Source organism: Shinella sp. CPCC 101442 (genome assembly GCF_024704725.1).
Classification (GTDB): Bacteria; Pseudomonadota; Alphaproteobacteria; order Rhizobiales; family Rhizobiaceae; genus Shinella.
Window position 1 is genome coordinate 113,901 of sequence record NZ_JALIQS010000010.1, and the last position, 26,173, is coordinate 140,073.

At 63.6% G+C, this 26,173-nt stretch carries 25 protein-coding genes and 1 pseudogene; 17 read left to right on the forward strand and 9 right to left on the reverse strand.

Annotated elements, in window-relative coordinates:
* Positions 1–3: 3 nt before the first annotated feature.
* Genes MUO32_RS25805 through MUO32_RS25820 form a run of 4 tightly spaced genes read right to left on the reverse strand, consistent with a single transcriptional unit; the run spans position 4 to position 4,724 of the window.
* A complete protein-coding gene (locus tag MUO32_RS25805; RefSeq protein ID WP_257951241.1) occupies positions 4–585 on the reverse strand; it encodes a DUF3726 domain-containing protein in 582 nt (193 codons plus the stop codon).
* Complete coding sequence (locus MUO32_RS25810) at positions 582–2,276, reverse strand: hypothetical protein (protein ID WP_257951242.1); 1,695 nt, start codon at positions 2,274–2,276, stop codon at positions 582–584. The genes MUO32_RS25805 and MUO32_RS25810 overlap by 4 nt, the downstream gene beginning before the upstream one ends.
* Complete coding sequence (locus MUO32_RS25815; protein WP_257951243.1) at positions 2,273–3,268, reverse strand: dipeptidase; 996 nt, start codon at positions 3,266–3,268, stop codon at positions 2,273–2,275. The genes MUO32_RS25810 and MUO32_RS25815 overlap by 4 nt, the downstream gene beginning before the upstream one ends.
* Before the next feature lie 4 nt (positions 3,269–3,272).
* Positions 3,273–4,724 (reverse strand): aldehyde dehydrogenase family protein, encoded by a 1,452-nt coding sequence (locus MUO32_RS25820; protein ID WP_257951244.1) that lies wholly within the window; start codon positions 4,722–4,724, stop codon positions 3,273–3,275.
* Positions 4,725–4,823: 99 nt separating this feature from the next.
* Between MUO32_RS25820 and MUO32_RS25825 the strand changes: the two genes are divergently transcribed.
* The 6 genes from MUO32_RS25825 to MUO32_RS25850 all read left to right on the forward strand — a co-directional run bounded on the left by MUO32_RS25825 (position 4,824) and on the right by MUO32_RS25850 (position 10,995).
* Entirely contained in the window at positions 4,824–5,717 is an 894-nt protein-coding gene (locus MUO32_RS25825; protein ID WP_257951245.1) for a LysR family transcriptional regulator, read from the forward strand.
* 147 nt (positions 5,718–5,864) lie between these two features.
* Complete coding sequence (locus MUO32_RS25830) at positions 5,865–6,812, forward strand: hypothetical protein (RefSeq protein WP_257951246.1); 948 nt, start codon at positions 5,865–5,867, stop codon at positions 6,810–6,812.
* Positions 6,809–7,693 (forward strand): ThiF family adenylyltransferase, encoded by an 885-nt coding sequence (locus MUO32_RS25835; protein WP_257951247.1) that lies wholly within the window; start codon positions 6,809–6,811, stop codon positions 7,691–7,693. Before MUO32_RS25830 ends, MUO32_RS25835 begins: the two co-directional genes overlap by 4 nt.
* Complete coding sequence (locus MUO32_RS25840; protein WP_257951248.1) at positions 7,690–8,892, forward strand: hypothetical protein; 1,203 nt, start codon at positions 7,690–7,692, stop codon at positions 8,890–8,892. The genes MUO32_RS25835 and MUO32_RS25840 overlap by 4 nt, the downstream gene beginning before the upstream one ends.
* Positions 8,876–9,982 carry a GNAT family N-acetyltransferase gene (locus MUO32_RS25845; protein ID WP_257951249.1) on the forward strand — a complete coding sequence of 369 codons (1,107 nt, stop codon included), beginning with the start codon at positions 8,876–8,878 and terminating at the stop codon, positions 9,980–9,982. Before MUO32_RS25840 ends, MUO32_RS25845 begins: the two co-directional genes overlap by 17 nt.
* Positions 9,979–10,995, forward strand: coding sequence for a hypothetical protein (locus MUO32_RS25850; protein ID WP_257951250.1), 1,017 nt, complete (start codon positions 9,979–9,981; stop codon positions 10,993–10,995). The genes MUO32_RS25845 and MUO32_RS25850 overlap by 4 nt, the downstream gene beginning before the upstream one ends.
* A 20-nt stretch (positions 10,996–11,015) precedes the next feature.
* On the opposite strand, the gene MUO32_RS25855 is transcribed toward MUO32_RS25850, so the two are convergent.
* From MUO32_RS25855 to MUO32_RS25865, 3 genes are all read right to left on the reverse strand, one after another.
* Positions 11,016–14,414, reverse strand: coding sequence for an acyl-[ACP]--phospholipid O-acyltransferase (locus MUO32_RS25855; protein WP_257951251.1), 3,399 nt, complete (start codon positions 14,412–14,414; stop codon positions 11,016–11,018).
* Positions 14,415–14,501: 87 nt separating this feature from the next.
* Positions 14,502–14,780 (reverse strand): YiaA/YiaB family inner membrane protein, encoded by a 279-nt coding sequence (locus MUO32_RS25860; protein WP_257951252.1) that lies wholly within the window; start codon positions 14,778–14,780, stop codon positions 14,502–14,504.
* Positions 14,781–14,804: 24 nt separating this feature from the next.
* Entirely contained in the window at positions 14,805–15,488 is a 684-nt protein-coding gene (locus MUO32_RS25865; RefSeq protein ID WP_257951253.1) for a PspA/IM30 family protein, read from the reverse strand.
* 104 nt (positions 15,489–15,592) lie between these two features.
* On the opposite strand from MUO32_RS25865, the gene MUO32_RS25870 reads away from it, so the two are divergent.
* The 7 genes from MUO32_RS25870 to MUO32_RS25900 all read left to right on the forward strand — a co-directional run bounded on the left by MUO32_RS25870 (position 15,593) and on the right by MUO32_RS25900 (position 21,606).
* Entirely contained in the window at positions 15,593–16,189 is a 597-nt protein-coding gene (locus MUO32_RS25870) for a TetR/AcrR family transcriptional regulator (RefSeq protein WP_257951254.1), read from the forward strand.
* A gap of 256 nt (positions 16,190–16,445) precedes the next feature.
* Positions 16,446–17,891: an alginate export family protein gene (locus MUO32_RS25875; protein WP_257951255.1), complete on the forward strand. Its 1,446-nt coding sequence runs from the start codon at positions 16,446–16,448 to the stop codon at positions 17,889–17,891.
* Between the two features lie 19 nt (positions 17,892–17,910).
* Positions 17,911–19,212: a serine hydrolase gene (locus MUO32_RS25880; protein ID WP_257951256.1), complete on the forward strand. Its 1,302-nt coding sequence runs from the start codon at positions 17,911–17,913 to the stop codon at positions 19,210–19,212.
* A 280-nt stretch (positions 19,213–19,492) separates the two neighbouring features.
* Entirely contained in the window at positions 19,493–19,702 is a 210-nt protein-coding gene (locus MUO32_RS25885) for a cold-shock protein (protein WP_257951257.1), read from the forward strand.
* Between the two features lie 130 nt (positions 19,703–19,832).
* Positions 19,833–20,057: a hypothetical protein gene (locus MUO32_RS25890; protein ID WP_257951258.1), complete on the forward strand. Its 225-nt coding sequence runs from the start codon at positions 19,833–19,835 to the stop codon at positions 20,055–20,057.
* Positions 20,058–20,089: 32 nt separating this feature from the next.
* On the forward strand, positions 20,090–20,470 hold the full coding sequence (locus MUO32_RS25895) for a DUF6481 family protein (RefSeq protein WP_257951259.1): 381 nt from the start codon (positions 20,090–20,092) through the stop codon (positions 20,468–20,470).
* Positions 20,471–20,571: 101 nt separating this feature from the next.
* The gene (locus tag MUO32_RS25900; protein WP_257951260.1) at positions 20,572–21,606 is read left to right on the forward strand and encodes a fatty acid desaturase; all 1,035 of its coding nucleotides are present in this window, start codon (positions 20,572–20,574) and stop codon (positions 21,604–21,606) included.
* Positions 21,607–21,666: 60 nt separating this feature from the next.
* Here the strand turns inward: MUO32_RS25900 and MUO32_RS25905 are convergent, their stop codons facing one another.
* Complete coding sequence (locus tag MUO32_RS25905) at positions 21,667–22,563, reverse strand: LysR family transcriptional regulator (protein WP_257951261.1); 897 nt, start codon at positions 22,561–22,563, stop codon at positions 21,667–21,669.
* Positions 22,564–22,726: 163 nt separating this feature from the next.
* Here MUO32_RS25905 and MUO32_RS25910 point away from each other — a divergent pair, with 163 nt between their 5' ends.
* The 4 genes from MUO32_RS25910 to MUO32_RS25925 are packed head-to-tail and all read left to right on the forward strand — an operon-like array spanning position 22,727 to position 25,844.
* Positions 22,727–23,917: an MFS transporter gene (locus MUO32_RS25910; protein ID WP_257951262.1), complete on the forward strand. Its 1,191-nt coding sequence runs from the start codon at positions 22,727–22,729 to the stop codon at positions 23,915–23,917.
* On the forward strand, positions 23,914–24,378 hold the full coding sequence (locus MUO32_RS25915; RefSeq protein ID WP_374708725.1) for a cyclophilin-like fold protein: 465 nt from the start codon (positions 23,914–23,916) through the stop codon (positions 24,376–24,378). Before MUO32_RS25910 ends, MUO32_RS25915 begins: the two co-directional genes overlap by 4 nt.
* Positions 24,379–24,394: 16 nt before the next feature.
* On the forward strand, positions 24,395–24,790 hold the full coding sequence (locus MUO32_RS25920; protein ID WP_257951263.1) for a cupin domain-containing protein: 396 nt from the start codon (positions 24,395–24,397) through the stop codon (positions 24,788–24,790).
* Positions 24,791–24,827: 37 nt separating this feature from the next.
* Complete coding sequence (locus MUO32_RS25925) at positions 24,828–25,844, forward strand: zinc-dependent alcohol dehydrogenase family protein (protein ID WP_257951264.1); 1,017 nt, start codon at positions 24,828–24,830, stop codon at positions 25,842–25,844.
* A gap of 31 nt (positions 25,845–25,875) precedes the next feature.
* Here MUO32_RS25925 and MUO32_RS25930 read toward each other — a convergent pair.
* Positions 25,876–26,057, reverse strand: a pseudogene (locus MUO32_RS25930) (electron transfer flavoprotein-ubiquinone oxidoreductase); the annotation flags it as partial.
* Between the last annotated feature and the right edge of the window lie 116 nt (positions 26,058–26,173).

Below are 26,173 nucleotides of genomic sequence, written 5' to 3' on the forward strand. Positions count from 1 at the left end.
TCCTCAATCGTTATCGGTGGTACCGGCGCCGGCGCCTTGGGTGCGCGACAGTTCGGAGGCCGGCACATAGGTCCTTGCCGCCAGCGCCAGCGCTGCCGCATAGGCCTTGGCGTCGGTCGCCGCCGGGCGTGGTGCGCCAAGAAACTCAGTCGCAGCGTCCTCGCCCGGCAGGCGACGCAGGACCGCCACCGAGGGTATCGGGCCAGTGGCATCGCTCAGCCGCGCAAGCGGAACGACATCACCGTCTCCCCGATCCAGGGCAATACCGAGCCCCATATCCAGTGCTGCGGTGCCCCCCAGGCCGAGTATCAGCAAACCGGAGGCCCGATCCGGCAACGGGACCACATTCACCGCGGCGCTGCACAGCGCATCGACCGCCGCCAGAGCATCGAAAATGGACTGGGGAGGCTCAACTCCCTCGGCAAACGCCTCGACAACGGTCCCGATGGCATCGACGCCGCGCGCCGACAACCAGACGGCCGCAAGGCCGATATCCTCCGCGACGCCATGGGGAAGGCCCGCGCCGTTTGCCGCCTTGCGGGTCACGGATTGCACTTCGTTGTAGGAAAGAAGGATCGTCGTCATGACAGCACCGGAAGCCAGCAGTCGTCGGTTTCGCCGGCTCTGATCTCGCCGGCCGTCGGCGCGCCTTGAAAGAGCGTGATGCGGGTCCAGCGGTCCGAACGCGGATCGAACTTCGATGCGCCGAAGAAAGCGAGCTTGCAGCGCAGCATGTCGATCGGCAGGCATCGGTCCGAGAGCAGGTTGTCGCGGATTTCCGCATAGGGCGCGGCAGCCGTCGTCTGGATGCGGCGAACCGCATGACGATGCTGCGGGAAACGCGCGAGGAAGGTGGCGACGGTCTGCGCTCCCTTGTTATCCCCAAGGTCGGCAGCAAGTCGCTGCACCTGCCGGGCGATATCGAGCGGCGATTCCAGTTCCGCGCCCGGCTCGGCGGTGCGTCGGCCGAGCCGGGGCTCCAGCTTTTCCTCCGAAACATACCAGAACTGCACAGTTTCGGCCGGCGCGTCAAAGGCGATCGCCATGGCCCAGGCATAGTGGTCACGAAGGAGCCCGCCGAGGGACGCAAGGCTCATGCCCGGTTGAAGCGCCCCTTCCCGCGTGGCCGCCATGCTGTCGGCGAGGTCGTCGTTGTCAGCGCCGGCCAATTCGATGGCAAGCGCGGCAAGCAACTCCTGGAAGTCCAGGGACATGGATTGCGAGCGGTCGAGGAGCGTCGCGACCGGGTATGGAATGGTGAGCAATTTCGCAGGGTCGATCCACCCTTCGGCCTCTGCCCACTCCCCGCGAAGGCGCTGGATGCGCGGCATCAGGGCATTGTCGCCGACCGACCATTGATCGAGATGCAGAGCCGCCTGCCGCCAGAGATCGGCCAGCCGCTTCAGCGCCGGCATCGGCAAATGCGGCGTCGCCCGCACGCGCGCCAAGGCAGTTTCGCGCGCAAGGACCCAGTTGTTCAAGAGCACCGGGTGGTTGGCCAGGAACGGCGCCATGCCGAGGCCGGTGGAATTGCCGACCCCGATATGGCGGCGCAGGTCCGGCGCGAGCGGCACGAAGGTTTCTGGCGCACGGCGCCGGGCGACGTGCTCGACGAGGTCGTGAGAGAATTCGCGGATCAGCCAGACCGTCAGCATTTCCGCCTGAAAGGGGCCGTCCAGTCCCTCGCGTTCCGCCAGCACGAAACGATCGGCGATGCCGAACTTGCCGTTGCCGTAGACGGCCGTGGTGCGCAGCAGGTAGCCGACCTCGCCGAGGCGCTGCCGATCCGGCTGGCGGCCCTGCGCGAGGCTGTCGGCAACATGCTCGAAGAAGCGGACAGACTTGTTGGCGCGGCTCAGCACCAGGTCGCGCGGACCAAACCGGCCCGCTTCCTGCCGTGGTGCATTCTCCCGCAGCCGGTCGATCTCGCTGGCATCGGGAATGCCGTCATAGAGCACGTAGCTCGTATCCCAGGCCTCGGCGATCACGCGGTCCGAGCGCTGGTCATCGGGAAGTGGGCAGGAGAAGGCGACGAGGCTGTAATCGTGCCCAGCCAGATTGAGCGTATAGACCGCATCGCCGAACCCCTCGTCGTCCATGCTCCAGACCGGTCGGTGCACGGTAACGCCGCTTGCGGCGAGCCGGCGGATCAGGCTGCGCAGGAAGCTGAGCCGCGTGGGGAACGAAGCGCCCATGCGCTGCAGGCGCATGACGACATCCGGCGATCGCAGCGCCAGCGCCGGTTTTGTCGAGAGATCGAGGGCCGTTTCGATCATGGCAGCGGCCCGAAGGACGCGTTGTAGAACCGCAGCCAGTTGCCGCCCATGATATCGCCGACCTCCTCTTCGGAGAAGCCGGCATCACGCAGGCCGCCGCGCAGGTTGCCGAGATCCGCATTGCTGCCGAACCAGGTCGGTTGTCGGGGGAAGCCTGCCGCGGCCGCCGACCCTTCACCGAAATCCGTCACCTTCGACCAGCGGCCATTGCGCATCCAGGTCACCACCGAATCCGGCTGGTCCTGGCAAAGGTCGCTGCCGATGCCGATATGCTCGACGCCGTAGCGTTCCGCCGTCTCCGCGACCATGGCGCAGAAGTTCTCCAGCGTGCAGTTCGATCCGTCCTTCAGGTGGTGCGGATAGAGCGACAGGCCGAGCATGCCACCCGACTTTGTCAGCGCCTTCAGCACGGTGTCGGATTTGTTGCGCAGCGCCGGATGCCACCAGTGCGGATTGGCATGGGTAATGGCGATCGGGCGGGTGGAAATCTCTATCGCCTCCAGCGTGGAGCGTTCGGCGGAATGGCTCATGTCGATGACCATGCCGACACGGTTCATCTCGGCGATGGCCTGCCGGCCGAAGCGCGTAATGCCGGGATCTTCCCCTTCGTAGCAGCCGGTGGCAAGCAATGACTGGTTGTTGTAGGAGAGCTGCATGAAGCGCACGCCGAGCATGTGGCAGACTTCGATCAGCCCGATGTCATCCTCGATGGGCGACGGGTTCTGCAGGCCGAAGAAGATGGCCGTGCGCCCTTCCCGCATGGCGCGTTCGATATCGCTGCCCGAGCGGCCGGCGAAGATGAGATCGGGATGACGCTCGAAATGCCGGTTCCAGGCGATGATGTTGGCCACCGTCTCGCGGAAATTCTCGTGATAGGCGATGGTGGCGTGGACGGCATGCACGCCGCCGGCGCGCATTTCGGTGAAGACGTTCTGGCTCCAGTTGGCATATTGCAGGCAATCGACGAGCGGGCTGGCGATCTTTGCATCCATGACCTTACTCCGGCTCTCCCGCCCTGACATAGGCGGTCTTGACCTGGGTGTAGAACTCGGCGGCCGAACGGCCCTGCTCGCGCGAGCCGAAGCTCGAATCCTTCCGCCCGCCGAAGGGGACGTGATAGTCCGTACCCGCCGTCGGCAGGTTGACGGTGACGCAGCCCGTCTCGACATGGCGCCGGAAATGCGTGGCGCGGGCAAGCGAACTGGTGAAGATGCCGGCGACGAGGCCGAAGCGGGTGTCGTTGACGACAGAAAGCCCCTCCTCGTAGGAGTTGACCTTCTGCACGGCGGCGATGGGCGCGAACATTTCCTCGCGGTTGAAATCCATCGCGTTGGTCGTGCCGGTCAGGAGTGCCGGAGCCATGTAGAATCCGTCATGGGTAAGCCGTAGCCGCTCGCCGCCGCCGATGACCTCGGCGCCGGCGGCACGGGCACGGTCCATCCAGGCAAGGTTTGCCGCAAGCTGGCGTTCGCTGACGACAGGCCCGACCTGCGTGCCGTCTGCCAGCGCATGCCCGACCTTGAGGGCCGCGACGGCAGCGCCGAGTTTTCCGACGAAGGCATCGTGGACCTTTTCATGCACGACGAGGCGCGAGGAGGCCGTGCATTTCTGCCCCGTGCCGGAATAGCCGCCACCAATGGAGGCGGCGACCGCAAGATCGAGATCGGCGTCGTCCATGATGAGCAGCGCGTTTTTCGAGCCGAGTTCTAGCTGGAATTTCGTGAGATTTGCAGCGGCGGCGACCGCGACCTGGCAGCCAACCTCGTAGGACCCCGTGAAGGTGATGGCGTCGATGCCGCGATGGCTGGCAAGTCCGTTGCCGACAACGGCACCCGGCCCCATCAAAAGCTGGAACGCGCCGTCCGGCAGGCCGGCCCGGTGAATGATGTCGGCGAGCGCGAAGGCCGAGGCCGGGGTTTCGTTGGCAGGTTTCCAGATGACCGTATTGCCATAGGCGAGTGCCGGCGCGATTTTCCAGCTGGCCGTGGCGGTTGGAAAATTCCAGGGAGAGACCACGGCGACGAGCCCCATCGGCTCGCGGCGGATGTCGATCTCGATGCCGGGGCGTACCGAATCCGCGTTCTCGCCGAGCTGGCGCAGCACCTCGGCCGCATAATAGGTGAAGAACTGGCCGGCGCGGAACACCTCGCCGCGGCCTTCCGCCAAGGGCTTGCCCTCTTCGCGCGACAGCAGTTCGCCAAGCTCGGCGGAGCGATCCATCAGTTCCGTGCCGATGCGGTTGAGCATCGCCTGGCGCTGTTCGAGACCGACGGACCGCCAGGCCGGCATCGCGGCTCGGCCGGCCGCAACGGCTTCATCCACATCAGCCGCATCGGCCTGCGCATAGAGACCGATCAGATCGGTGACATCCGACGGGTTGCGGTTTTCATGGAAGCGTTCGCCCAGCCTCCATTTGCCGCCGATCAGGTTGGCGTAGCGTTCTGCCATTTCAGTCTCCATTCTGTTGGAGCAAAAATCCGTCAGGGCCATGCTTCAATCAAGCAGATATTTCTGTTATAAATTTCAGAAGAATTGAAGTGAGCGATCATGATCAAGCTGGAAGCATTGCGGGTCTTCGTCACCGTGGCGGAGAGCGGGAACATCAAGGACGCGGCCGATGCCGTCGGCCGCACGGCGTCTGCCGTATCGATGACGCTGAAGCAGCTTGAAGACGAGATCGGCGGACCGCTGTTCCAGACCGATCGCAAGAACAGCCTGACGGCGCTGGGCAACCTGATGCTCGATCTCGGGCGCGAGCAGATCCGCAGCTTCGACAAATCCGTCAGCATCATGCGGGCCTTCGCCCACAGCCGCATCGGCAGCCTGTCCATCGCTTCGGTACCGTCCGTGGCAACGAACGTGCTGCCGCCGATCCTGCAACGTTTTCTGGAAACCCGTCCGCAGGTGCAGGTCGAGCTGTTCGACATCGATACCGCGCAGGTGCGGCGCATGGTGGAAAGCGGGGTCGCCGATATCGGCATTGCGGGTGAGAGCCGAGCCGGCGGCGGGGTGGAGTTCACGCCGCTCTTCAGCGACCGGTTCAAGCTGCTGTGCAGGCAAGACCATGAACTGTGCCAGCTCGGCCGAGCCGTGGAATGGAGTGACCTCAACGCGGCGACGCTGATCCGCAACGGCGCGTCCGACAGGATCGAGGCGGAGGACTACAAGCGGCTCGCGACGCAGTCGCTGATCAATGTCTACAACGTCACATCGCTGGTCGCGCTGGTAAAAACCGGCCTTGGCCTCACCATCCTGCCCTCGCTCACCATGCACGGCGCCCACGAGGGCGTGGCGGTGCTGGAACTCGCCGACGCGGCGGCAAGCCGCCGGGTGGGGCTGGTCGAGCGGCGCGACGTTCCCCCCTCGCCGGTCGCGGCCGCTTTCCGCGCCTTCGCCTTGAAGGAAATTCCGGCGCTGGTTGCCGAACGTCTCGGGAACTGACGAGATGGGGATCGGCTGACAGAGGTCGATGGCAGCGGGTTCGGCCTTGTCACTCGCGCTTTAAACCAAAAGAAACGGGTTGGCGGCAACTATGCGGCCTGCGCAATCCTGAGCTATTTCCGGCCAGCGGCACCTTGGACTCAAACAGTGCTCAATCCGCTTTCAGTCGTCCTCAAGAAACGTCTCGACATTGCCTTCAACACGTCGTCCGATTTTCGCGCGCGGATCGTCGAATTCCCCGGCCTCTGGATGTCAGCACCCGATATCGCCGACCTGCGACGGGACCTGAAATCGGTTGCGCTCCGGACCATTCAGGGCGGAGATCTGGACTACGGCGTCTTCTCCGAACGTGAGGATGCGTTGAACCGCACGATCGTGACGCTGGTCTACCGCGTTTCCGACGGCGCGCCGGTTGCTTTCAATGCGCTGCCGGTGATTTCGCTCTCGCTTTCGGGAAAACCCGTGGAAGTCCTCCATCTCGGGCTTGTCATGATCGATCCCGCCGTGCGCAGCCAGGGTCTTTCCTGGGTGCTCTACGGTCTCACCTGCTTCCTCCTCTTCCTGCGCAACCAGCTCCGTCCGCTGTGGATCTCCAACGTCACGCAGGTTCCGGCCGTCGCCGGCATGGTGGCCGAGACGTTCTCCGGCGTCTTCCCCTCGCCGACCCGCGGCGCGCGGCGCGCACTCCGCCAGCAACTGATCGCGACGGAAATCATGGCCACGCACCGCCATGTCTTTGGCGTCGGCCCGCAGGCAGGCTTCGACGCTGACCGCTTCGTCATCACCGACGCCTATACCGGCGGCTCGGATAATCTGAAGAAGACATTCGACGCCGCCCCAAAGCACCGCAAGGCCGAATACAATGATTTCTGTGCCGCCGAACTCGATTACGAGCGCGGCGACGATCTGCTCCAGATCGGCCAGCTCGATCTCAACGCAGCCCAGCGCTATCTCATCGAAAGCGTGCCGCGCAACGCCCTTGGACGACTGGCGGTGACAAGTTTCGTCATCCTCGCGCAGCGCCTCGTCCTGCCCGTGCTGCACTGGACCGACGGTCGTCGGCAATGGGGCATATTGAGGCCTTTCAAACGATGAACGTCTTTTCCTATGAAACCTTCACCACCCGCAACATCGGCTTCGTCAGCGAGGCCGAGCAGCGCCGGTTGCATGAGGCCACTGTCTTCATCTGCGGGACGGGCGGCATGGGCGGGGCCGCCATCCAGGCGCTGGCGCGTGCCGGTGTCGGCCGTCTGATCCTTGCCGATATCGACCGGTTCGAGCTTTCCAATCTCAACCGCCAGGTCTTCTGCTTCGCGGACACGATCGGCCAGCCGAAGGCTGAGGCGACCCGCGATCTCTGCCTGAAGATCAATCCCGAACTCGACATCGCCGTCCTGGGCCCGGAATGGACGGAGCATGCGGAAACGCTCGTCGCCGACGCGAATGTGGTGATCAACGGCGCCGACGATCTCGGCGCAAGCCTCCTTCTCTACCGCACCGCGCGGCGCCGGGGCAAAACGGTGATCGACGCCTACGCCTCCCCCCTGCCCTCGGTCTACGTGACGCGCCCGAAAGAACCGATGCCGGAGGAGCGCCTCAGCTATCCGACCATCGGGACGCCCTGGAACGCGCTGACTGGCGAGCAGCGGGCCGAAGCCTTTCTGCGCGAGGCCGAGCATGTCATGGTCCACTCCTCCTCCCGCCACCATGTCGATCTTGCTCTCGCAGGCGAAGTGGTCGCCGGCACGCGCAGCCGCATGTCGTTTGCCCCCATGGTCATCTCGACGGGCACGCTGATGGCCTATGAGGCGATCAACACCTTGCTCGCCCGCCCCCATGGCGCGGACTACCGGGGCTGGTTCTTCAATCCCCATGCGGGCCGGGTCGAGCGGCCGCGCAACGCCCTCGCCGCCGCCCTGTTGCGCCCGCTGGTTCGACGCTACCTGAGGCGGCTTGCCGCGCCGGCAAAACCATGATCGCGCCGTCCATCGCCGACATGTTCATTTCGCTTGCCGCCTTTTGCGGGCTGGTGATCCTCATTCGCTCCATCCGTACATTGAACACGCAAAGTCCGCTGACGCGCCGTGTCCTCTTCGGCCTGCGCGTCCTCGCCGCTCTGATGATCTGCCGCGTGCTCACCTGGTGGACCGGGCTCTTTCTGTTCAATACGGCGACCTACATCGCGGCTGGCCTCGTGCCGCTTGCGGCCATCCTGCTTGCCGAGGGCCTTATGCGCCGCCATGCGCCGCCCTTGACCAAGGTGATCGCCGCAGGCGGCGCGGCGAGCTTTACCGTCCTTGCCTTCCTGCCTGCCGCCTTTGCAGAGCCCTGGCGCTTTGTCTTGCTCTTTGTCTATCAACTCGTCACCTTCGCGCTCGCCGGCCACATGGCGGTGACGCGCGACCTCAAGAGCCTCTCCAAGGCGGAAAATCAGGCTGTGGACCGCATCGCACTGTCGCTGCTGCTCATCCTGCCGCTGCTTGTCACGGATTTCCGCTCGACCTATGTCGATTTGCCGGTGCGGCTTGGCGGGGTGGCCGTGCTGTTCCTGTGCTGGCTGCTGATCAGCCTCGGCCAGCGTGCCGTCAGCCATCGCGACACCATCATCTCCTTCGTCATCCTGCTCTCGGCCGCCTTGTTGGCCGCGCTCGCCATCGGCCTCGAAAACAGTTTCGATGCCACTGCACTCGTCCGCACGGCGAGCGTGATCATTTCTGCGGCGCTGCTCGGCGTGATCTGGAAAGACAGTGTCGGATTGCGCACGGAACAGCACCGCCAGAGCCTCATCCGCCATCTTGCCGAAGACCGTATCGATGACACGGTCGGTTTCCTGAAGGAGTTGCAGAACCACCCGCTCGTCGAGGGCGCGCTTCTTCTTGACGAGACGGAGTTGGCTGACCTTGACCTTGCCGGCCTGAAACAGCTGTTTTCCGCCCGCCCGCTGCTGCGGGCCACGGAAACCTCCGACCTTTCGGAAACGAATGCCGAACAGCTTACCTGGCTGCTCGAAAAATACGAGGCGACCCATGTGATGCTGGTTTCACGCAGGCCCTTTCGGCTGATCGCGCTCAACATGCCGTCCGTCTCCGCCACGCCGGGGGCCGAGACGGAGCTGAAGGTCGTCCAGCGCATGGCCCTTCTGATTTCGGAGAGGACACATGATCGAGATCCGTGAGGGTGACATCGACGCCTTCTTCGCCGCGCCTTTCGCGGCCTATGGCGAGAAATCGCTCTACGTCTCGCCGATGCTGAGTGACCTCAGGCGCTTCCTTTCGGCGGAAAAGAACCCTCTTTTCGAAACAGCGGACGATTTCGCCGTCTTCACAGCCCATGAGAGCGGCGTGGTGTGTGGCCGTATCACTGCCCACGTCCACGCGGCGGCCAACGCTCGCTTCGGCCTGAAACACGGCTATTTCGGCTATTTCGACTGCGCTGACGACGAGCGCGTCGCCGCCGTGCTGCTGGAACGGGCAGAAGATTGGGCGCGCGCACGGGGCTTCACCGAAATCCTCGGCAATTTCAACCTCACGGCCATGCAGCAGGTCGGCATCATGACCGGCGGTTTCGAGCATGCGCCTTACACGGATCAGATCTGGGGGCCGCCCCACTTGCCGCGCCTTCTGGAAAAACGCGGCTATTCCCCCACTTTCCCAATGACGACCTTCGAGATCGGTCTCCGCAACGCGCCCCTCGACGGCATTCTGAACGGGGCGGAGATGCGGGCGCCGCGCGCCGACGGTTTCCGCTTCTCGCCGATCCGCCGCGCGACACTCGATCGACGCCTCGAGGATTCGCGGCTGATCCTCAACGAGAGCTTCGCCGACAACCCGATGTTCGTGCCTGTCAGCCGTGCGGAATATGAGTTCCAGGCCAAGGAGATGAAGTGGATCATGGATCCACGCATCTCGGCAGTCGCGGAAAAGGCCGGCGTGCCCGCAGGCGCCGTGATCGCCATTCCAGACGTCAATCCGATGCTGAAGGCGATGGGCTCGCGCCTGGGCCTCTCCGCTCCCTGGCATCTCGTCAAACATCGCCTGCGCCGCCGCCGCGCCGTCGTCATCTTTCAGGGCGTGAAGCCGGAATTCCAGGGCCGCGGCCTCAACCCGCTGATGCTCGCCCACATCCTCGGCGAAATGCGCAAGGCCGGCTACGAGACGGCCGGCGGCACCTGGATCGCCGACACCAATGCGGCGAGCCTGCGCCAGGCCGAAAAGGCCGGCGCCCGCCCGCTGCACCGGGTGCATCTCTTCGGAAAGACGCTATGAGCCGCATCGACACCGCCACGCTGACAATCCTCGCCGGGGAAGCAAATCGCGCGCCGTCCACGCACAACACCCAGCCCGCGCGTTTCGTACTGGACGAGGCGGGCCGCATCCTGATCGTCGCCGATCTTTCCCGACGTCTCGCCATCGGCGATCCGACAAACCGCGACATGGGTCTTTCCTGCGGTGCGGCGCTGGAGGGGCTGACGATGGCGCTTGCCGGACGCGGTATCGGCGCGGCGGTCGAGGATTTCTGGCCGGAGGATATGCAATGGCGTCCCGGTTATCGGCTCGCGGCACGCGTCACCCTGGCCGGCGAAGCGACAAGCCCGGAACGGGCAGCCTTCACTGAGAAACGCTTCACCTGGCGCGGAGCCTTTTCGCCCGCCACGGCTGAAACGCTGGCGAAGCTCGAAAGCTGGGCGCTGCAAACGGATGACGTAATTTTTGCTGGTGGAAGGGACGCGCTTTCCTTCATCGCGACGCTCAACGACGAGGCCAGCCTCACCGTCATGCGCGAACGCGCCTTTCGCGAGGAACTCGTCGCCTGGATGCGGCTTTCGCCAAATCACCCCACTTACGCGGCTGACGGCCTCAATCTCGACGCCCTGCGCATGGGGCGGATGGAAGGCGCGGTGGCGGGAAGAATCCTCGCCTCGCCGCTCTTCGACCTCGCCGACCGGGTCGGTCTCGCCAAGCCGCTGGTCTCCGAAGCCGGCAAGACGATGACGGCGGCAGCGTGTCTGCTGTTCCATCGCCCCGACGGCGAAAGCCCGGTCGCGACGGGCCGGGCCTTCTATAGGTTCTGGCTGGATTTCACGCGGCTTGGCTTTGCGGGCTGGCCGATGGCGGTGCTGGCGGATGTCCCTGTCGCCGCAGACACGTTGCGCAAACGCTTCTCGCTCCCCTCGGGTTGCCGCCTGATCAACGTGTTGCGCGTCGGTCCCGCACCCTCGCCCCCTGCCAAGTGCCGCCTGCCGGCGGGAGATCTCGTACTGGAGGAAAAGCCGACCTGAGGCCGGTTTTTCCTGTCGTCTCACGCTGCCTCTTCGTCCTTCGCCTTTTCCGCCAGCAGCTTTTGGGCGCTCACGAAATCCACCTTGCCGGAGCCGAGCACGGGCACCGCCCCGACCTTCACCTCCGACGGCACCATCATGTCCATGGCGCCACGGTCCTTGGCGTAGCGCAGGAAGGCTGCCCGGGTGGCGTCCGGCGCGTCGGTCAGAAGGACGAGGCGCTCGCCCTTCTTGGCATCGGGCAGCGAGACGACGACCGAGAGTGTGCTGGGCCAAATCTCACCGGCCAACGCTTCGACAGCGGCCAGCGAGACCATTTCGCCGCCGATCTTGGCAAAGCGCTTGGCGCGGCCGCGGATGGTGATGAAGCCGTCCTCGTCCACCATCACGATGTCGCCGGTATCGTGCCAGCCATCGGGTGTAGGCTCCAGTACGCCGGGATTTTCGGCCCGTAGATAGCCGGACATGACATTGGCGCCGCGCACTAAGAGACGGCCGCCTTCGTCAACGCCGGGGACGGGATCCAGCCGATATTCCATGCCGGGCATAATCTTGCCGACGCTGCCCGCCTTGTTGAACATCGGCGTGTTAAGCGCGATGACCGGGGCGGCCTCGGTGACGCCGTAGCCTTCGAGGATGCGCACGCCGAACTTTTCCATGTAGAGCGCGCGGGTGGTGGCACGCACCGGTTCCGCGCCGGCAAAGCAGTAGCGGATCGAGCGGAAGTCGTAGGGATGCGCCGTGCGGGCGTAACCGTTGAGGAAGGTATCCGTGCCGAAGATGATGGTGGCATTGGAGGAATAGATCAGCTCCGGGATGATCCTGTAGTGCAGCGGCGACGGATAGAAATAGACCGGAACGCCGGAAACGAGCGGCAGGATGGTGCCGGCAGTGAGGCCGAAGGAGTGGAAGACCGGCAGGATGTTGAACACCTTGTCGCCCGAATGGAAATCGATGCGGGAGGCGGCCTGCGCGGCGTTGGAGAGGATGTTGCGATGGGTGAGCACAACGCCCTTCGGAGTGCCCTCCGAGCCTGACGTGAAGAGAACCACCGCCGGATCGTCCGCCCCGCGTTTGATGAGGGGGCGGCTTTTTCGCAGGAGGCCGACTATCTTGTCTGCAAAGCCGATGGTCTGGCGCAGGTCATCGAGCCAGACGATTTCCACCGCCTTGCCCAGTTCCTCTACGACGGGGCCGAGCTTGGCCTGGGTGACGAAGGCGCGGGAGGTCAGCACCCGGCGCACCTCAGCCGCCTTGCAGGCCGAAAGGATGTTCGCGGAACCCGCCGTGAAGTTCAGCATGGCCGGCACCTTGCCCGCCGACATGACGCCCAGAATGGTGGCGACCGATCCGTTGGCATTCGGCAGCAGCACACCAAGCATCTTGTCCTCCGGGTAGAGCGACTTGAACTTCGCGCCGAGCACGGCTGCGCCGGTGAGCAGTTTGCCGTAGGTGAGCGATCCGGTGACGGGATCCTGCACGGCGAGCCGGCCCATGCCGCGTTCCTTCGCGGTCTCGATGACCTTTTCCAGGACAGTCGTGCCGGTGTCCGTGGTGCTGAACATCAGCATGGACATGATCTGATAGAGTTCCGCGCCCGCCGCCATGCGGCGCTTGCGGCCCTTCAGCTCCGCCGGCACCGAAAGGCGTACAGGCGGCAGGATGGTAACCTTCACCTTGGGAAACAGGCGGCGGCGGACATGGAGCGACGAGAGGCGCGAGAAATAGCTCTTCTCCAGTCCGTCGATGCGCACCGGTACGACCATCGCGCCGGTCTTGTCGGCGACCATCGCCGCACCGTCATAGACCTTCATCAGCGCGCCCGTCACGGTGATGCGTCCCTCGGGGAAGATGACCAGCGGTTCGCCATTGTTGACGGTCTTGATCAGCGTGCGTGTCGCCATCGGCTTGGAAGGATCGAGCGGCAGGAAGTTGCACATCTTCAGGAAGGGCTTCACCCACCAGGCTTTGGCGATTGTGTAATCGACGGCGAAGGTCGGTTCTTCGTCCGTCAGCGCCAGCGCCAGCGCGCCATCGAGGAAGGAGACGTGGTTGAGCGCGATGATCGGCGCCTTGCCGGCTTTCTTCAGGTTGTCGAGGCCGTCCACTTCCAGCCGCAGGAAGGCGCGGAAGAGGATGGAGACAAAATCGCGAAAGGCGTTGGTGGGAAGCGTGCGCAGCATGATCCAGGCCGCGACGATGTTGGCAACGGCCAGACCGGCGAGCAGCACCGGCGTCGATGCACCCGCCGCCTGCAACGCCGCGACGAGGCCGCCGCCGACCGTCATGAAGCCGGCGGAGAGGACGTTGGCCGCGCCGATGACACGCGAACGCTGCTCCTCCTCGGCCCAGGCCTGCAGAGCGGCGAAGGTGGGTACGACCAGGAAAGCACCTGCTATCGCCATGCCGGCGAGGTCGATCGCGATGCGGATCGTGTAGGGGCCGGCGAAGAAGGCGGCGAGGGTTTCCGCCGGAGCGGTGACATCGGCATGGCCGACGCTCCAGGCGAGGTCGATGCCGAAGAGCGCCATGATCAGCGTGCCGATGGGCGCGGGCAGCAGCACGATGCGGCCTGCCGACATCCAGGCGGCAATCGCCGAACCGATACCGACCGCGATGGCGAAGACGGCGAGATAAGCGGTGATGGCGGTTTCGCTGCCGCCGAGATTGCCCTTCACCATCGGCGGTAGAAGCGAGAGCACGATCGCGCCGACCAGCCAGAACCACGAGGCCATCAGCGCCGAACGCCACAGGCGCTTGTCGCCGCGCAATGCGTTGACGAGGCGGCCGGTGGAACGGAAAATGTTGCGCTCGATGGCGAGATCCGGCGCTTTGGCGCCGACGCGGGGGATGAAGCGGCTCGACAGCCAGCAGGCGAGCGCCAGGCCTAGCATCATCGGGCCGAAGAGCCAGGGATTGACGCCATCGGCGGCGGCGAGGCCGGCGACCAGCGTGCCGGCGAGAATGGCGATGAAGGTCGCGCCCTCGATCCAGGCATTGGCGCGCGGCAGTTCCTTGCGCTCGAGATGATCGGGCAGGATGCCGTATTTCACCGGACCGAACAGGGCGGAAATGACGCCGAACAGGAAGAGCGCCGCCATCAGGACGGTGATGGAATGGAAGGCGAGGCCGACCACCGCCACACCGGCGGCGAGCAGTTCCACCCGCTTCAGCCGCTCGGCCATGACGGCCTTGTCGAACTTGTCGGCAAGCTCGCCGCCAAGGGCGGAGAACAGCAGGAACGGTGCCATGAAGACCGCGCCGGCAAGGGTCACCAGCGAGCCCGCCTCTTCCGCCACCACGGTGGCGAGGATGAGGAAGACCAGCGTATTCTTCAAGAAGTTGTCGTTGAAGGCCGACAGGAACTGGGTCCAGAAGAGCGGCGCGAAGCGCCGGGACGTCATGAGATTCTGTTGCACCGCGCATCTCCCTTTTCAGGACTGATAGAGAAAAAGCCTTGCCGCTTCGTTCATACGTTAAAGCGCGGCGGTAAGGTCAGCTTCCGGTCAAACGTCTTCGTTCTTGATGCCGAGCAGCAGTTTCTCGGTTTTGGCGTCGTCGATACGGCGCAGCAGCTTATCGGCTTCCTGGTTGTCGCGCAGGGTTTTGGTGACGTTCACCGTCGTCTGCACCAGCATCAGGATACCCATGGTGAGGTAGCCCTTGCCCCAGAGATCGAGCGGCATGAGATACAGCCCCAGCGCGAGCATGAAGGCGGCGAGGCCGAAGCTGGCATAGGAGAAGGTTGTCCAGGCGGGCGAGTGTTTCATAAGGCTGTCGTTCATGGTCGTGGCTCCCTTCGGTTTTGTTTATTGAGCGTTCATGCGGCTGCGCAGGCGCTGAAGCACCTCGTCGGCGCTGGTCACCAGTGGATGGCCGCAACCGGCACCGGCGAGTTTTTCGGCGAGCGCGACCGGATCCGGCCCGGCCTCCAGCGAACTCAACGCCTCGGCGGTCAGTTCCGCCTCACGCTGGCGCTGCTCCAGCCGGGCGAGCGTCGCCTCGGCCTCGGCGAGCGAGGAGATGTTTTCACCCGGCGCGACGCGGGAAAGGCGTCGGGTGCGGTCCCGCGCCAGGGCCAGGCGCTCGCCGCGACGCAGGGCCGCCAACCGCATCTCGCTCTCCCGCACTGCCTGTCTCAGACGGCCGATACCACCGGAAAATTCAGCCTGGACCTGACGGGCATGCTGCAATTCGGTTTCGAGCCGGGCAATCGAGCCGGCAGCCTCGGTGGCAAGGTCCTCTCGGCCCTTTTCGAGGGCGATGATGGCGCGGGTTTCAAGATCGGTGATGCGGCTGGCCAGCCTCTCGGCATTTTCCGCCTCCAGCCGGTTCTGCGCGATTGCGACGGCGACGGCCCGACGCGCCGCTTCGACGCCGCGCGCGGCGTCACGGATATGCTGGGCGAGGATGGGAAGGGCATTGCGGTCGGCGAACGCCTCCTCCGCCTCGTAGGCCCGGCCGCGCATCAGTGTCAATATCTGTTTGAACATCTGCTTCTCTCCCTATATGAACAATGTTCAATATTCTTTTCGCACAAAAATGAACGCCGTTCAATATTAAAATGAACGACGTTCAAAAATCGAAGGCATGATGAATGACGCAACGGCGACAGACGAAAAAGGAAGACCTGAGAAACCGGCTGATCGCCGCCGGCACGGAACTCATTCAGGAGCAAGGCTTGAAGGGCTTGCGGGCTCGCGATATCGCCGAGCGCGCAGGCTCGGCCCTGGGTGGCCTCTATACGGTTTTCGAGGATCTCGACGCGCTGATCCTGGCGGTCAATTCCGGCACGCTGAAACGAATGGAAGCGGCTCTTTCAAGCGCCATCCAATCCTCCACGGGGATCGAGGACGCCTTTGCCGATCTATCTATCGCCTACCTGCGCTTCGCACTTTCCGACAGAAATCTCTGGTTCGCACTGTTCGAGCACCGCATGCCGGAGGGCGTGGCGGTTCCCGACTGGCATCTTGCCGAGCACGCTTTCCTGATCGGCTTCATAGCGACGCCGCTTTCTCGGCACATGCCAGATGCCGGGCCGCAGGACGTGGCGATCCGCGCCCGCACCATCTTCGCCGCCATTCATGGCGTGATCGCGATCAGTCTCGAAAACCGTTTCATAGGAATTACGCCCGAACGGCTCGAACAGGAGGTCAGGACACTGGCTTTGCTGCTGGCAAGGAACGTTACCTGAGGAAGCACCGCCCTCCATGGGGCACCTGATCGAAGATCATCGATCGGAATGCGCTTCGCAGTGACATATTCGACATATCCTGCCCATGTAGCGCGACAAAAGTCGTGTCCTGCTTGCGAAGTTTCGGTGATACTGCATGGAACAGCTTGCGAAAGTCCGGCCTATAGTGGCGAGATCACCCACTGATTTGCGACAAAGCCGGTCATGTGTGAGGGCCGGTCACGTTTGTGGGCAGGCAACGTTTGAGGGGATGAGCATGAGCGACGCGGACAACGGCCGGCGGCTGAAGGCAGTCCTCTTCCTTCTCGGCATCGCCTTTGCGCCGCGCGGCGCACACGCGCAGGATCCGATGCTGCTGGTCGACGAGCCGGGTCTGGAAGTGCGGATGCATCTGCAGGTCGGGGTCAATGCGGTGGCCGAACAGAACCTGTTCTGGAACTTCGCCGACACCTTCGCGCCGACCTCCGGGTTCGACAGCGATACGCGATGGCTTGAGGGATATGTGATGCCCGGCATCAGCTTCTCCGCGGATGCCGGCGACCTGTTCGCAATCTATGGAAAGCTGTCCGTCGTCGCTTCGGGCACGCTGGGCACGGATGCCTTCGATGCAGGCGGTACGGGCGCCGTCACGCTCGAAGACGCCTATCTCGGCCTGCGCACCACGGCGCAAACCGGCCCGTTCTTCGACATGTCCTTCGGGCCGCGCGCCTTCAAGGCCGGAACGGGCATGCTGATCGCCAATGGCGGGTCGAGCGGCTTCGAGCGCGGCGCGTTGAAACTCGGTCCCCGCAAGGCATGGGAACAGGCGGCCATCCTCCGGTTCGGCCAGGATGATCTGGCAGCCACGGCCTTTTTCATCGATGCGAACGAACTGTCAGACAAGGATAGCGGAACGAAGATCGTCGGGACGGATCTGCGTTATGACGTGGACGAGGGCCGTTACGCCGGCCTCACGTTCGGACATGTCGTGGAGTCCGACTCTCCCTATGCGCGGGCCGCAGCCGGCGGCATCGGGCCGCCGGTGATCATGCCCGGCGCGCGCGACGGATTGAGCTTCGTCAACGCCTATGGTCGCACCAATCCGTTCGACGGGTCGCTCCAGGGTTTTTTCATCGGCGGCGATTTCGCCTATCAATGGAACCCTGATATCGACCTGCAGGCCTGGGCCGGCCGCGTCCAGATCGGTTATGTGTTCGAGGACCTGTCCTGGGCGCCGACGATCGCCTACAGCTACCAGACCTTTTCCGGCGACGATCCGGCCACGTCGCGCCTGGAGCGGTTCGACCCGCTGTACTACGAAGGCAATCCCAGCGCCTGGTCGACGGGCACGAAGTCGTCGATGATGTTCCTGAACACGAACGTCAACGCACACCAGCTCAGTTTGCAGGTGAAGCCGACGGAGGCCGATACCTGGACATTGCGCTACGCCCATATCCGCGCCAATGAACTGAACAGCCCGATCCAGTTCGGCCAGGGCACGCGCCTCGACGAGATCGACGGCACGCCCACCCCGGTAGCCGGTGTGGGCAACCGCCACCTCGCTGACGACATCTATCTGGAATACTCGCGCGTCATCAATAAAAACACGTACCTGACGGCCGGCGCCAGCATTTCATTCCCCGGCAAGGGTATGGATGCCATGACCAAGGAAAATTCGCCGAACTGGCTTGGAGGCTTCGTCAATGTCATTGTCAATTTCTAGAACACTGTCGGTTGCGATCATGACCCTGTTGCCGGTTCTGGCGTCCGCGTCAGCCGTTTTAAGTCAGGATGCCGCCCCGCTCACGGCGGAACAGTCCGATCCGGGCGCGCTCGGCTGGATGCAGGGCTTTCCGCCGCCGGACGACAAGATCATCCGCTTTTCGGACAGCGACTATTTCAGCTTTCCGAAATCACGCTGGACGGTCTGCCATTTCCGCCAGTTGATGCCAACGACCAATGTCAGCCGCGGCCTGGGCGCACCGGCGATGATCGAGCGCAGGATCGATCCTGCAATCGACGGCGTGACCTTCCGGCCCACTGGCGCTGATCGGGACATGACCTGGTTGCAATCGCTCTCGGCCAACTACACTGACGGTATCGTCGTGCTGCACAAGGGCGTGCTCGTCTATGAGCGCTATTCCGGTTGCCTCACCGAGACGGGGCAGCACGGTGCGATGTCGGTGACGAAATCACTGACCGGCCTTCTTGGTGAGATGCTGGTGGCTGAAGGCACGCTCGACGAGACCGCCAAGGTTGCGACCGTCGTTCCCGAACTCGGGCAAAGCGCCTTCGGCGACGCGACGATACGGCAGGTGCTCGATATGACGACCGGCCTTCGCTACAGCGAGGACTACGCCGACCCCAATGCCGACGTCTGGATCTATTCGGCCGCCGGCAATCCACTGCCCAAGCCGGAGGGCTACGAAGGCCCCCGCAGCTATTTCGATTATCTGAAGACGGTCGTGAAGCAGGGGGAGCACGGTCCCGCCTTCGGCTACAAGACAATCAACAGCGATGCGCTCGGCTGGATCATCGCGCGCGCCTCCGGAAAATCGGTGGCACAGCTGCTGTCGGACCGGATATGGAGCAAGATGGGCGCCGAGCAGGATGCCTATTATACGGTCGACTCCACTGGTACGGCCTTCGCCGGCGGCGGGCTGAATGCCGGCCTGCGCGACATGGCGCGCATCGGCCAGCTCATGCTCGACGGCGGCATGGCGAGCGGCCAGCGCCTTGTTCCGCAGAAGGCGATCGACAGCATCCGCGGCGGCGGCGACAAGGCGGCATTCGAAAAGGGCGGCTATCCGGCGCTGGAAGGCTGGAGCTACCGCGCGATGTGGTGGGTGACGCACAACGACCACGGTGCCTACATGGCGCGCGGCGTGCACGGGCAGGCGATCTACATCGACCCCGCCGCAGATATGGTCATCGCCCGCTTCTCTTCGCATCCGGTCGCGGGCAACGCCGCCAACGACCCGACGTCGCTGCCGGCCTACGAAGCCGTGGCGCGCCACCTGATGGAACAGGCCACCGCGCCTTAGCGCGGAAGGTTCAAGGCGTCGCCTTTGCAAAAGCGGGTTCGAAGCGCTGTCGGCGGCCCGCATTCGAGCTTTATGTTTCGAGGAGATGCGACAAGGGCAAAAGTAGTGGTTGATGCGGCGAGGCGGCCGGGTTATAGTGTGCCGTCGAATTTGCTTGCTGAGCTTTGGTTATTGCGCGATTGGCACCGCGTCCTGAACGAACCTTCCTTTCAAAATCGCTGTCATCCTCCGCAACGCCATGGCGTCGCGGTCTCTCAATGTTGCTATGAAAGGGTTCATCATGACCACTGGCACAGTTAAATGGTTTAATTCCACCAAGGGCTTCGGCTTCATTCAGCCTGACAACGGCGAAGCGGATGCTTTCGTCCACATTTCCGCTGTCGAGCGTGCAGGCATGCGCGAACTGGTTGAAGGTCAGAAGGTCTCCTTCGAACTGGAACGCGACAAGAAGTCCGGCAAGATGTCGGCTTGCAATCTCCAGGCCGCTTAACGGATTGGTGCTTCCTTTGACCATGTACCACCTGGCACAACCGGAAGCACGTTGATCCAAGCAAGGCCAGGCAGTTTGCCTGGCCTTTTTATTTCCTGCTCGCTTTTTCGAGCCCGCGACCGGAACCGCCATGACGGAAAGATACAGCATCTCACGCCAGAAGGCGGAGATCGCCTTCAGCACCATCCAGACGCCGCTCCTTGCCAAGGACAAGGCGCTGGAAGAGCGTCAATCCATCGCCCGATCCCGTGAGGAAAAGACATTGCGGCTTCGGGAAGCGCGTCTTGCCAAGGAACTCGATGAACGTGCTTCGGCAACATCCGCCCTTGTCGCAAAACGTGCGATTACAACGTGACCACCCCCAAACGACTATAGTAGGAAGACGACTTGAAGAACTCCAGAGACAACCAGCTTTCTGACCGCCGCACCGCTGCCGCAGATGCAAAGGCAGCGCTCCTGAATGCATATCGCGCCGCACAGGTAGCCGCAGAGCCGGAGAAGGCGAAGCGTCAGGCGGAGCGCGCAGCGGTTGCCGCGGCCCGCGAAGCGCGGCGCCTTGAGCGCGAACAGGCAAAGCTGGAAGAAAAAGCCCGTGCCGAGGCCGAGGCCGTTGAACGTCAGGCAGCCGCGCACGCCGCCGCGCAGGAAGAGGCCAACGCCCGCGAGAACGCGGAAAAAGCCCGTATTGCGCGCGTGATGGAAGACGAAGCCGCGCGAAAGGCTGCACGCGACCAGCGCTATGCCAATCGCAAAGCGCGACAGGGCTAACTTGCCATCGGCCACAAGGGCTCCGAAGGAGATCTTGTGGCGTCAAAAAGACATCGCCCGCCCCGGGAAACCAATTACGGACAGAAAGACGCCCGCTGCCGATGAACTCGAGAAATGCGATCGCCCCAAACGGCGTTGACCCTGAAAAGCCCTGGCTCAAGATCCTGTCCGCGTATCGCAAGCCCCATATCGGCCGAAGCACATTCGAACTGATCGTTACCCTCGTTTCCTTTGCTCTGCTCTGGGCCGGCGCATGGGCTTCGATCCATTTTGGCTATTGGCTCGGCCTCGTCCTCGTCCTTCCCGCAGCCGGGTTTCTTCTTCGGCTTTTCATGCTGCAACACGATTGCGGCCACGGCTCGTTTTTCGGCCGACGCCGTTTGGACGACTGGACGGGCCGGGCGATCGGCGTCCTGACGCTGACACCCTACGACTACTGGCGGCGCGCCCATGCCGAACACCATGCCTCGGCCGGCAATCTCGACGAGCGTGGCGTGGGTGACATCACGACGCTGACGGTCGCGGAATACACGGCCTTGACGCCCGGCGGGCGGCTTGGCTACCGCCTCTACCGCAATCCGTTCGTCATGTTCGTCATCGGGCCTGCCTGGCTCTTTCTCTTCAAGCAGAGACTGCCCTTCGGCATGATGAAATCAGGCGCGCTGCCCTGGGTTTCGACAATGGCGACGAATGCCGTCATCGTCGTGCTTGCCGCGCTGCTCGTATGGGCCGTCGGACTTGTCCCGTTCCTGCTGGTCCATCTGCCGATTGTGCTTCTCGCCGGATCTGCGGGCGTCTGGCTGTTTTACGTTCAGCATCAATTTGAAGACACGCACTGGTCGAAGCCGCCGGAGTGGGCCTTCCAGCACGCCGCCCTGCATGGTGCGTCGCATTACGACTTGCCCCGTCCCTTGCGCTGGATAACCGGCAATATCGGAATGCATCACATCCATCACCTTTCGAGCCGCGTTCCCTTCTACAGGCTGCCGGAAGTTCTGCGTGATCACCCTGAATTGGCAGATCTCGGGCGCATAACGATCAAGGACAGCATTCGCTGCGTGAAACTCGTTCTTTGGGACGAGGCGTCGCAACGGCTGGTATCCCTCAAGGAAGCAAAAGCGCGCGCTATCGCCTAGGGATGCAGGTGAAACTCCAATCCACGGTGCGTTTGCGCCGAAGTGAGGAGTTTACTGCCGTCATGGCTCTCGTTGCCGCAACGCATCGTGAATGACCTTGAAGGCCGGCGCATTCTGGCGGCGGCTTGGATAGTAGAGGTAGTAGCCGGTAAACGGCGGCGACCAGTCCTCGAGGACGAGTTGCAGCCGCCCGGAGGCGATGTGTTCCGCCACGATGTCTTCCGGCACATAGGCGATGCCGTATCCGGCAAGGGCCGCCTCGACTATCGGCAGCGTCGAATTGAAGATTAGCTGGCCATCGACGCGCATGCGGATATCGCGCCCGTCCTTGTGGAACTCCCAGGCATAGAGCCCGCCGGCCGTGGTCAGGCGCAGGCCGATGCAATTGTGCTGCGTCAGATCCTGCAATGTTTGCGGAATGCCGCGCGCGGCAAAATATTGCGGTGCGCCGACAGCCACGAGCCGCCAGTCCGGGCCGATGCGAACCGCGACCATATCCTTCTCCACCGTCTCGCCGAGCCGAACGCCGGCGTCGAAACCCTCCTCGACGATATTGCGAAAGCCGTTGTCCCGGCTGAATTCGAGCTTGATGTCCGGATAGCTGGCAAGAACCGGCCGCAGCTTCGGCCAGACGAGACACTCCAGCGCATGGTCGGACAAGGTGATGCGCACCGTACCGGACGGTGTGTCGCGGTATGCGGTCAGCGCTGCGATATCCGTTTCGATTTCGGCGATGCGTGGTGCCAACGACTGGCGCAGCCGTTCCCCCGCCTCCGTCGTAGAGACGCTGCGCGTCGTACGCGCCAGGAGCCGCAGCCCCATGCGCGTTTCAAGCCGCTTGATCGTATGGCTCAAGGTCGACTGGGTGATGCCGATCTTAGCGGCGGCCTTCGTGAAGCTGCGCTCCTCCGCCACAACAAGAAACCACAGGAGATCATTGAAGTTTTCGCGCATCATCCGCTCCTCAAGCTGAAGCATGCCTAGCTGAATTTATGGCTACAGTCGATAAGTGCAAGAGAATTGAAGTGGCTAATCCAGGCAATCACCCGATGCTATCTCTCAGGGCAACACGGCTGGGCGTATTCGCTCCGACCAGAGACCTCTAGGAAAGCAGACGCTGATGGCCATTCCCTATGACGATCAACTGGTGAAGCCGCACGCGGCGTGGGGCGCGGTCTTTTCGATGGCGCTTTGCGTTGCCGTTCTCATCGCCTCCGAATTCATGCCGGTCAGCCTGCTGACACCGATTGCCGATGGTCTCGGCATTAGCGAGGGGCAGGCCGGCCAGGCGATTTCGGTCTCCGGCATCTTCGCCGTCTTCACCAGCCTGTTCATTGCCGGCCTGGTGAAGCATATCGACCGCAAGGCGGTGCTCATCTCGTTCTCGCTGCTGCTCGTCGTCTCCGGCCTGGTGGTGACCTTCGCCCCGAACTACACGGTGCTGATGGTCGGTCGCGCGCTGCTCGGCATCGCCATCGGTGGTTTCTGGTCGATGTCGACGGCCATCGTCATGCGCCTGGTGCCGGAAGACGCGGTCCCCAAGGGCTTGGCGATGATCAACGCCGGCAACGCCATTGCGGCAACCGTCGCCGCTCCGCTCGGAAGCCTGCTCGGCGAGCATGTCGGCTGGCGCGGCGCCTTCTTCCTCGTCGTGCCCCTGGCGCTCCTTGCGCTCGTCTGGCAGTGGATCGGCATGCCCTCGCTGCCGCCGCGCGGACGGAACCGGTCGAGCAACGTGTTCAGACTGCTGGCGCGCCGGCAGGTGGCGCTCGGCATGACCGCAATCTTGCTGTTCTTCATGGGCCAGTTCGCACTGTTCACCTATCTGCGCCCGTTCCTCGAAACCGTCACCGGCGTCGGCGTCTCGACGCTATCGGCGATCCTGCTCCTGATGGGACTTGCCGGTGTCGCGGGCACCTGGGCCATCGGCCATTTGCTGAAAGCACGGCTCTACAGCATCGTCATCATAATCCCGCTCGTCATGGCACTCCTGGCAGCATTGCTGATCGCGTTCGGCTCAACACCGGTCGCTGTTGCGGTCCTGCTGGTCGGCTGGGGGTTCTTCGGCACGGCGGCCCCGGTCGTCTGGGGCACATGGTTGAGCCGCGCGCTGCGCGATGATGCCGAAGCCGGCGGCGGTTTGCAGGTCGCGGTCATCCAGCTCGCCATTACAGTCGGCGCAGCCGGGGGCGGCATCCTGTTCGACGTCTTCGGCTGGTGGAGCCCCTTCGCGCTCGGCGCCGTTCTGCTGCTCGGTTCTGCATTCGCCGCCGCCGCGGCGGCACAGGATCAACGGGCGAATGCAAAATGACCGCTCTATTCATGACCCGCCGCACAACATTGCAGATTGCTCTCACGATGGCCGTCGCCGCCCCGTTTGGCGCAGGAACGAAGGGACATGCGCAAGGCGCACAGTCCATGAGGATCCGCATCTCGTTCAACGACCAGAGCATGACGGCTGCGCTGGACGACAATCCATCCGCCCGCGACTTCGCATCGATGCTGCCGCTGCATGACCTGTCGATCGACAATTATGCCAACAACGAGAAGATCGCTTATCTGCCGCGCAAACTCACCGAGGAGGGCAGCGGGCCGTTCGGCGACGAGCGGCCGGGCGACCTGTGTTACTATGCGCCCTGGGGCAACCTCGCCCTCTTTCATGCCGGATATCACTGGTCGCGCGGGCTGATCCGGCTCGGCCGCATCGACGGCGGCTTCGCACCTCTGCTGACGCGTGGGGCGTTCCCGCTTCAAATCGACCTCATCGGATAACAGACAGGAGACAATCATGGACATTCTGCGTGCGGGATCGCGCTCATCTGCAAAAGGCCCCGACACCTGGTTCACAGGTACGGTCCGCATCGATCCGCTCTTCAATCCGTTCGACGCCGAGCGTGTGCAGGGCGCGCAGGTCACGTTCGAGCCGGGTGCCAGAACGGCCTGGCACACCCACCCGCTCGGCCAGACGCTGATCGTGGTTTCCGGCTTCGGCCGGGCGCAGCGCGAGGGTGGCCCGGTGGAAGATATCCGCCCCGGCGACGTGGTCTGGTTCGCGCCGGGCGAAAAACACTGGCACGGCGCTTCACCTGACGTCGCCATGACCCATATTGCGCTTCAGGAGGTCAAGGACGGCAAGGTCGTCGACTGGCTGGAGCACGTCACGAACGCCCAATACGGCGTTTGAGGCCGTTGATAAAACCGGAAAACCGAAGGAATATCCCATGCTTGGAACAGTGCTTTACAGCCCCGGCGACATTCGCTGCGAAGAGGTCGCCGAACCGGAAATCCTCCACCCCACCGATGCCATCCTCAAGCTTTCGGCCACCTGCATCTGCGGCTCGGACCTCTGGCCCTACCGCGGACTGCAGCCGTTGAACGAACCCATGCATATGGGCCACGAATATTGTGGCGTGGTCGTCGAGGTCGGCAGCGCGGTGAAGACCGTCAAGCCCGGCCAGTTCGTCATCGGTTCCTTCTGCTGCTCCGACAATACCTGTGTGCATTGCCGTTTCGGCTTCCCTTCGTCCTGCGAAAATCGTGAGTTCATGAGCCGGGCGCAGGCGCCGCTGCTACGTGTGCCGCTTGCCGACGGCACGTTGGTTGCCACGCCGAATATGCCGGACGACGACCTGATCCCGAGCCTGCTTGCCGTTTCCGACGTGCTCGGCACAGGCTGGTACGCCGCAGAAGCTGCGCGCGTGCGACCCGGCGGGACGGCTGTCGTCGTCGGCGATGGCGCGGTCGGCCTGATGGCCGTGCTGGCGGCAAAGCAGATGGGCGCGGAAAAGATCATCGCCATGAGCCGTCACAAGAGCCGGCAGGATCTCGCGCTCGAATTCGGCGCGACGCATATCGTCTCCGAACGCGGTGCCGACGGCGTGGCGCGCATCAAGGACCTGACGGACGGTGTCGGCGCGGAATCTGTGCTGGAATGCGTCGGCACGCAGGAATCGATGGCGCAGGCGCTCGCTTCCGCCCGCCCCGGCGGCTCGATCGGCTTTGTCGGCGTGCCGCACGGCGTCCAACTCGATGGCCAGCAACTGTTCTTCGCCCAGAAGAACCTGCTCGGCGGCCCCGCCCCCGTGCGCCGCTTCCTGCCGGACTTGATCGATCTCGTAATGACCCGCAAGATCAACCCCGGCAAGGTGTTCGATCTCGAATTGCCCTTGCAGGACGTCGCGGAAGGCTACCGCGCCATGGACGAGCGGCGGGCGATCAAGACACTGCTGCGACTCTAGTTCTGTCAATACAGAGCCGACGGCGACAGGAATTGTCCGTCACCGCGGTCTTGAACGGGTGGCGGGCATCTTCGCGCCAGTCCAGCAGCAAGCCATCGATGCCGGGCGAACCGACGAGGGCGCCCGACAGAATATGAGCGCCGGCTTCCGAGCCCTTTTGGCCTAATTCAGCCGGATCGCCGCAGAAAGACCTGAAGGCCCTGCGGCGATCATGACGTCGAATTCAATGCCCTCCCATGCGGGAAATTCCACTATCGATGCCGCGAGGCTCAGAGCGCCTTCTGCAACTCGGGCAGAGCTTCGAAGAGATCGGCGACGAGGCCGTAGTC

Excerpts from the sequence above, each read along its gene's own strand:
- MUO32_RS25845 (WP_257951249.1), top strand. The coding sequence starts at position 8,876 with ATGATCGAGATCCGTGAGGGTGACATCGACGCCTTCTTCGCCGCGCCT.
- MUO32_RS25875 (WP_257951255.1), top strand. The coding sequence starts at position 16,446 with ATGAGCGACGCGGACAACGGCCGGCGGCTGAAGGCAGTCCTCTTCCTT.
- MUO32_RS25825 (WP_257951245.1), top strand. The coding sequence starts at position 4,824 with ATGATCAAGCTGGAAGCATTGCGGGTCTTCGTCACCGTGGCGGAGAGC.
- MUO32_RS25880 (WP_257951256.1), top strand. The coding sequence starts at position 17,911 with ATGACCCTGTTGCCGGTTCTGGCGTCCGCGTCAGCCGTTTTAAGTCAG.
- MUO32_RS25865 (WP_257951253.1), bottom strand. The coding sequence starts at position 15,488 with ATGTTCAAACAGATATTGACACTGATGCGCGGCCGGGCCTACGAGGCG.
- MUO32_RS25885 (WP_257951257.1), top strand. The coding sequence starts at position 19,493 with ATGACCACTGGCACAGTTAAATGGTTTAATTCCACCAAGGGCTTCGGC.
- MUO32_RS25840 (WP_257951248.1), top strand. The coding sequence starts at position 7,690 with ATGATCGCGCCGTCCATCGCCGACATGTTCATTTCGCTTGCCGCCTTT.
- MUO32_RS25910 (WP_257951262.1), top strand. The coding sequence starts at position 22,727 with ATGGCCATTCCCTATGACGATCAACTGGTGAAGCCGCACGCGGCGTGG.
- MUO32_RS25835 (WP_257951247.1), top strand. The coding sequence starts at position 6,809 with ATGAACGTCTTTTCCTATGAAACCTTCACCACCCGCAACATCGGCTTC.
- MUO32_RS25900 (WP_257951260.1), top strand. The coding sequence starts at position 20,572 with ATGAACTCGAGAAATGCGATCGCCCCAAACGGCGTTGACCCTGAAAAG.
- MUO32_RS25815 (WP_257951243.1), bottom strand. The coding sequence starts at position 3,268 with ATGGATGCAAAGATCGCCAGCCCGCTCGTCGATTGCCTGCAATATGCC.
- MUO32_RS25820 (WP_257951244.1), bottom strand. The coding sequence starts at position 4,724 with ATGGCAGAACGCTACGCCAACCTGATCGGCGGCAAATGGAGGCTGGGC.
- MUO32_RS25850 (WP_257951250.1), top strand. The coding sequence starts at position 9,979 with ATGAGCCGCATCGACACCGCCACGCTGACAATCCTCGCCGGGGAAGCA.
- MUO32_RS25920 (WP_257951263.1), top strand. The coding sequence starts at position 24,395 with ATGGACATTCTGCGTGCGGGATCGCGCTCATCTGCAAAAGGCCCCGAC.
- MUO32_RS25915 (WP_374708725.1), top strand. The coding sequence starts at position 23,914 with ATGACCGCTCTATTCATGACCCGCCGCACAACATTGCAGATTGCTCTC.
- MUO32_RS25860 (WP_257951252.1), bottom strand. The coding sequence starts at position 14,780 with ATGAACGACAGCCTTATGAAACACTCGCCCGCCTGGACAACCTTCTCC.
- MUO32_RS25870 (WP_257951254.1), top strand. The coding sequence starts at position 15,593 with ATGACGCAACGGCGACAGACGAAAAAGGAAGACCTGAGAAACCGGCTG.
- MUO32_RS25890 (WP_257951258.1), top strand. The coding sequence starts at position 19,833 with ATGACGGAAAGATACAGCATCTCACGCCAGAAGGCGGAGATCGCCTTC.
- MUO32_RS25805 (WP_257951241.1), bottom strand. The coding sequence starts at position 585 with ATGACGACGATCCTTCTTTCCTACAACGAAGTGCAATCCGTGACCCGC.
- MUO32_RS25905 (WP_257951261.1), bottom strand. The coding sequence starts at position 22,563 with ATGATGCGCGAAAACTTCAATGATCTCCTGTGGTTTCTTGTTGTGGCG.
- MUO32_RS25925 (WP_257951264.1), top strand. The coding sequence starts at position 24,828 with ATGCTTGGAACAGTGCTTTACAGCCCCGGCGACATTCGCTGCGAAGAG.
- MUO32_RS25810 (WP_257951242.1), bottom strand. The coding sequence starts at position 2,276 with ATGATCGAAACGGCCCTCGATCTCTCGACAAAACCGGCGCTGGCGCTG.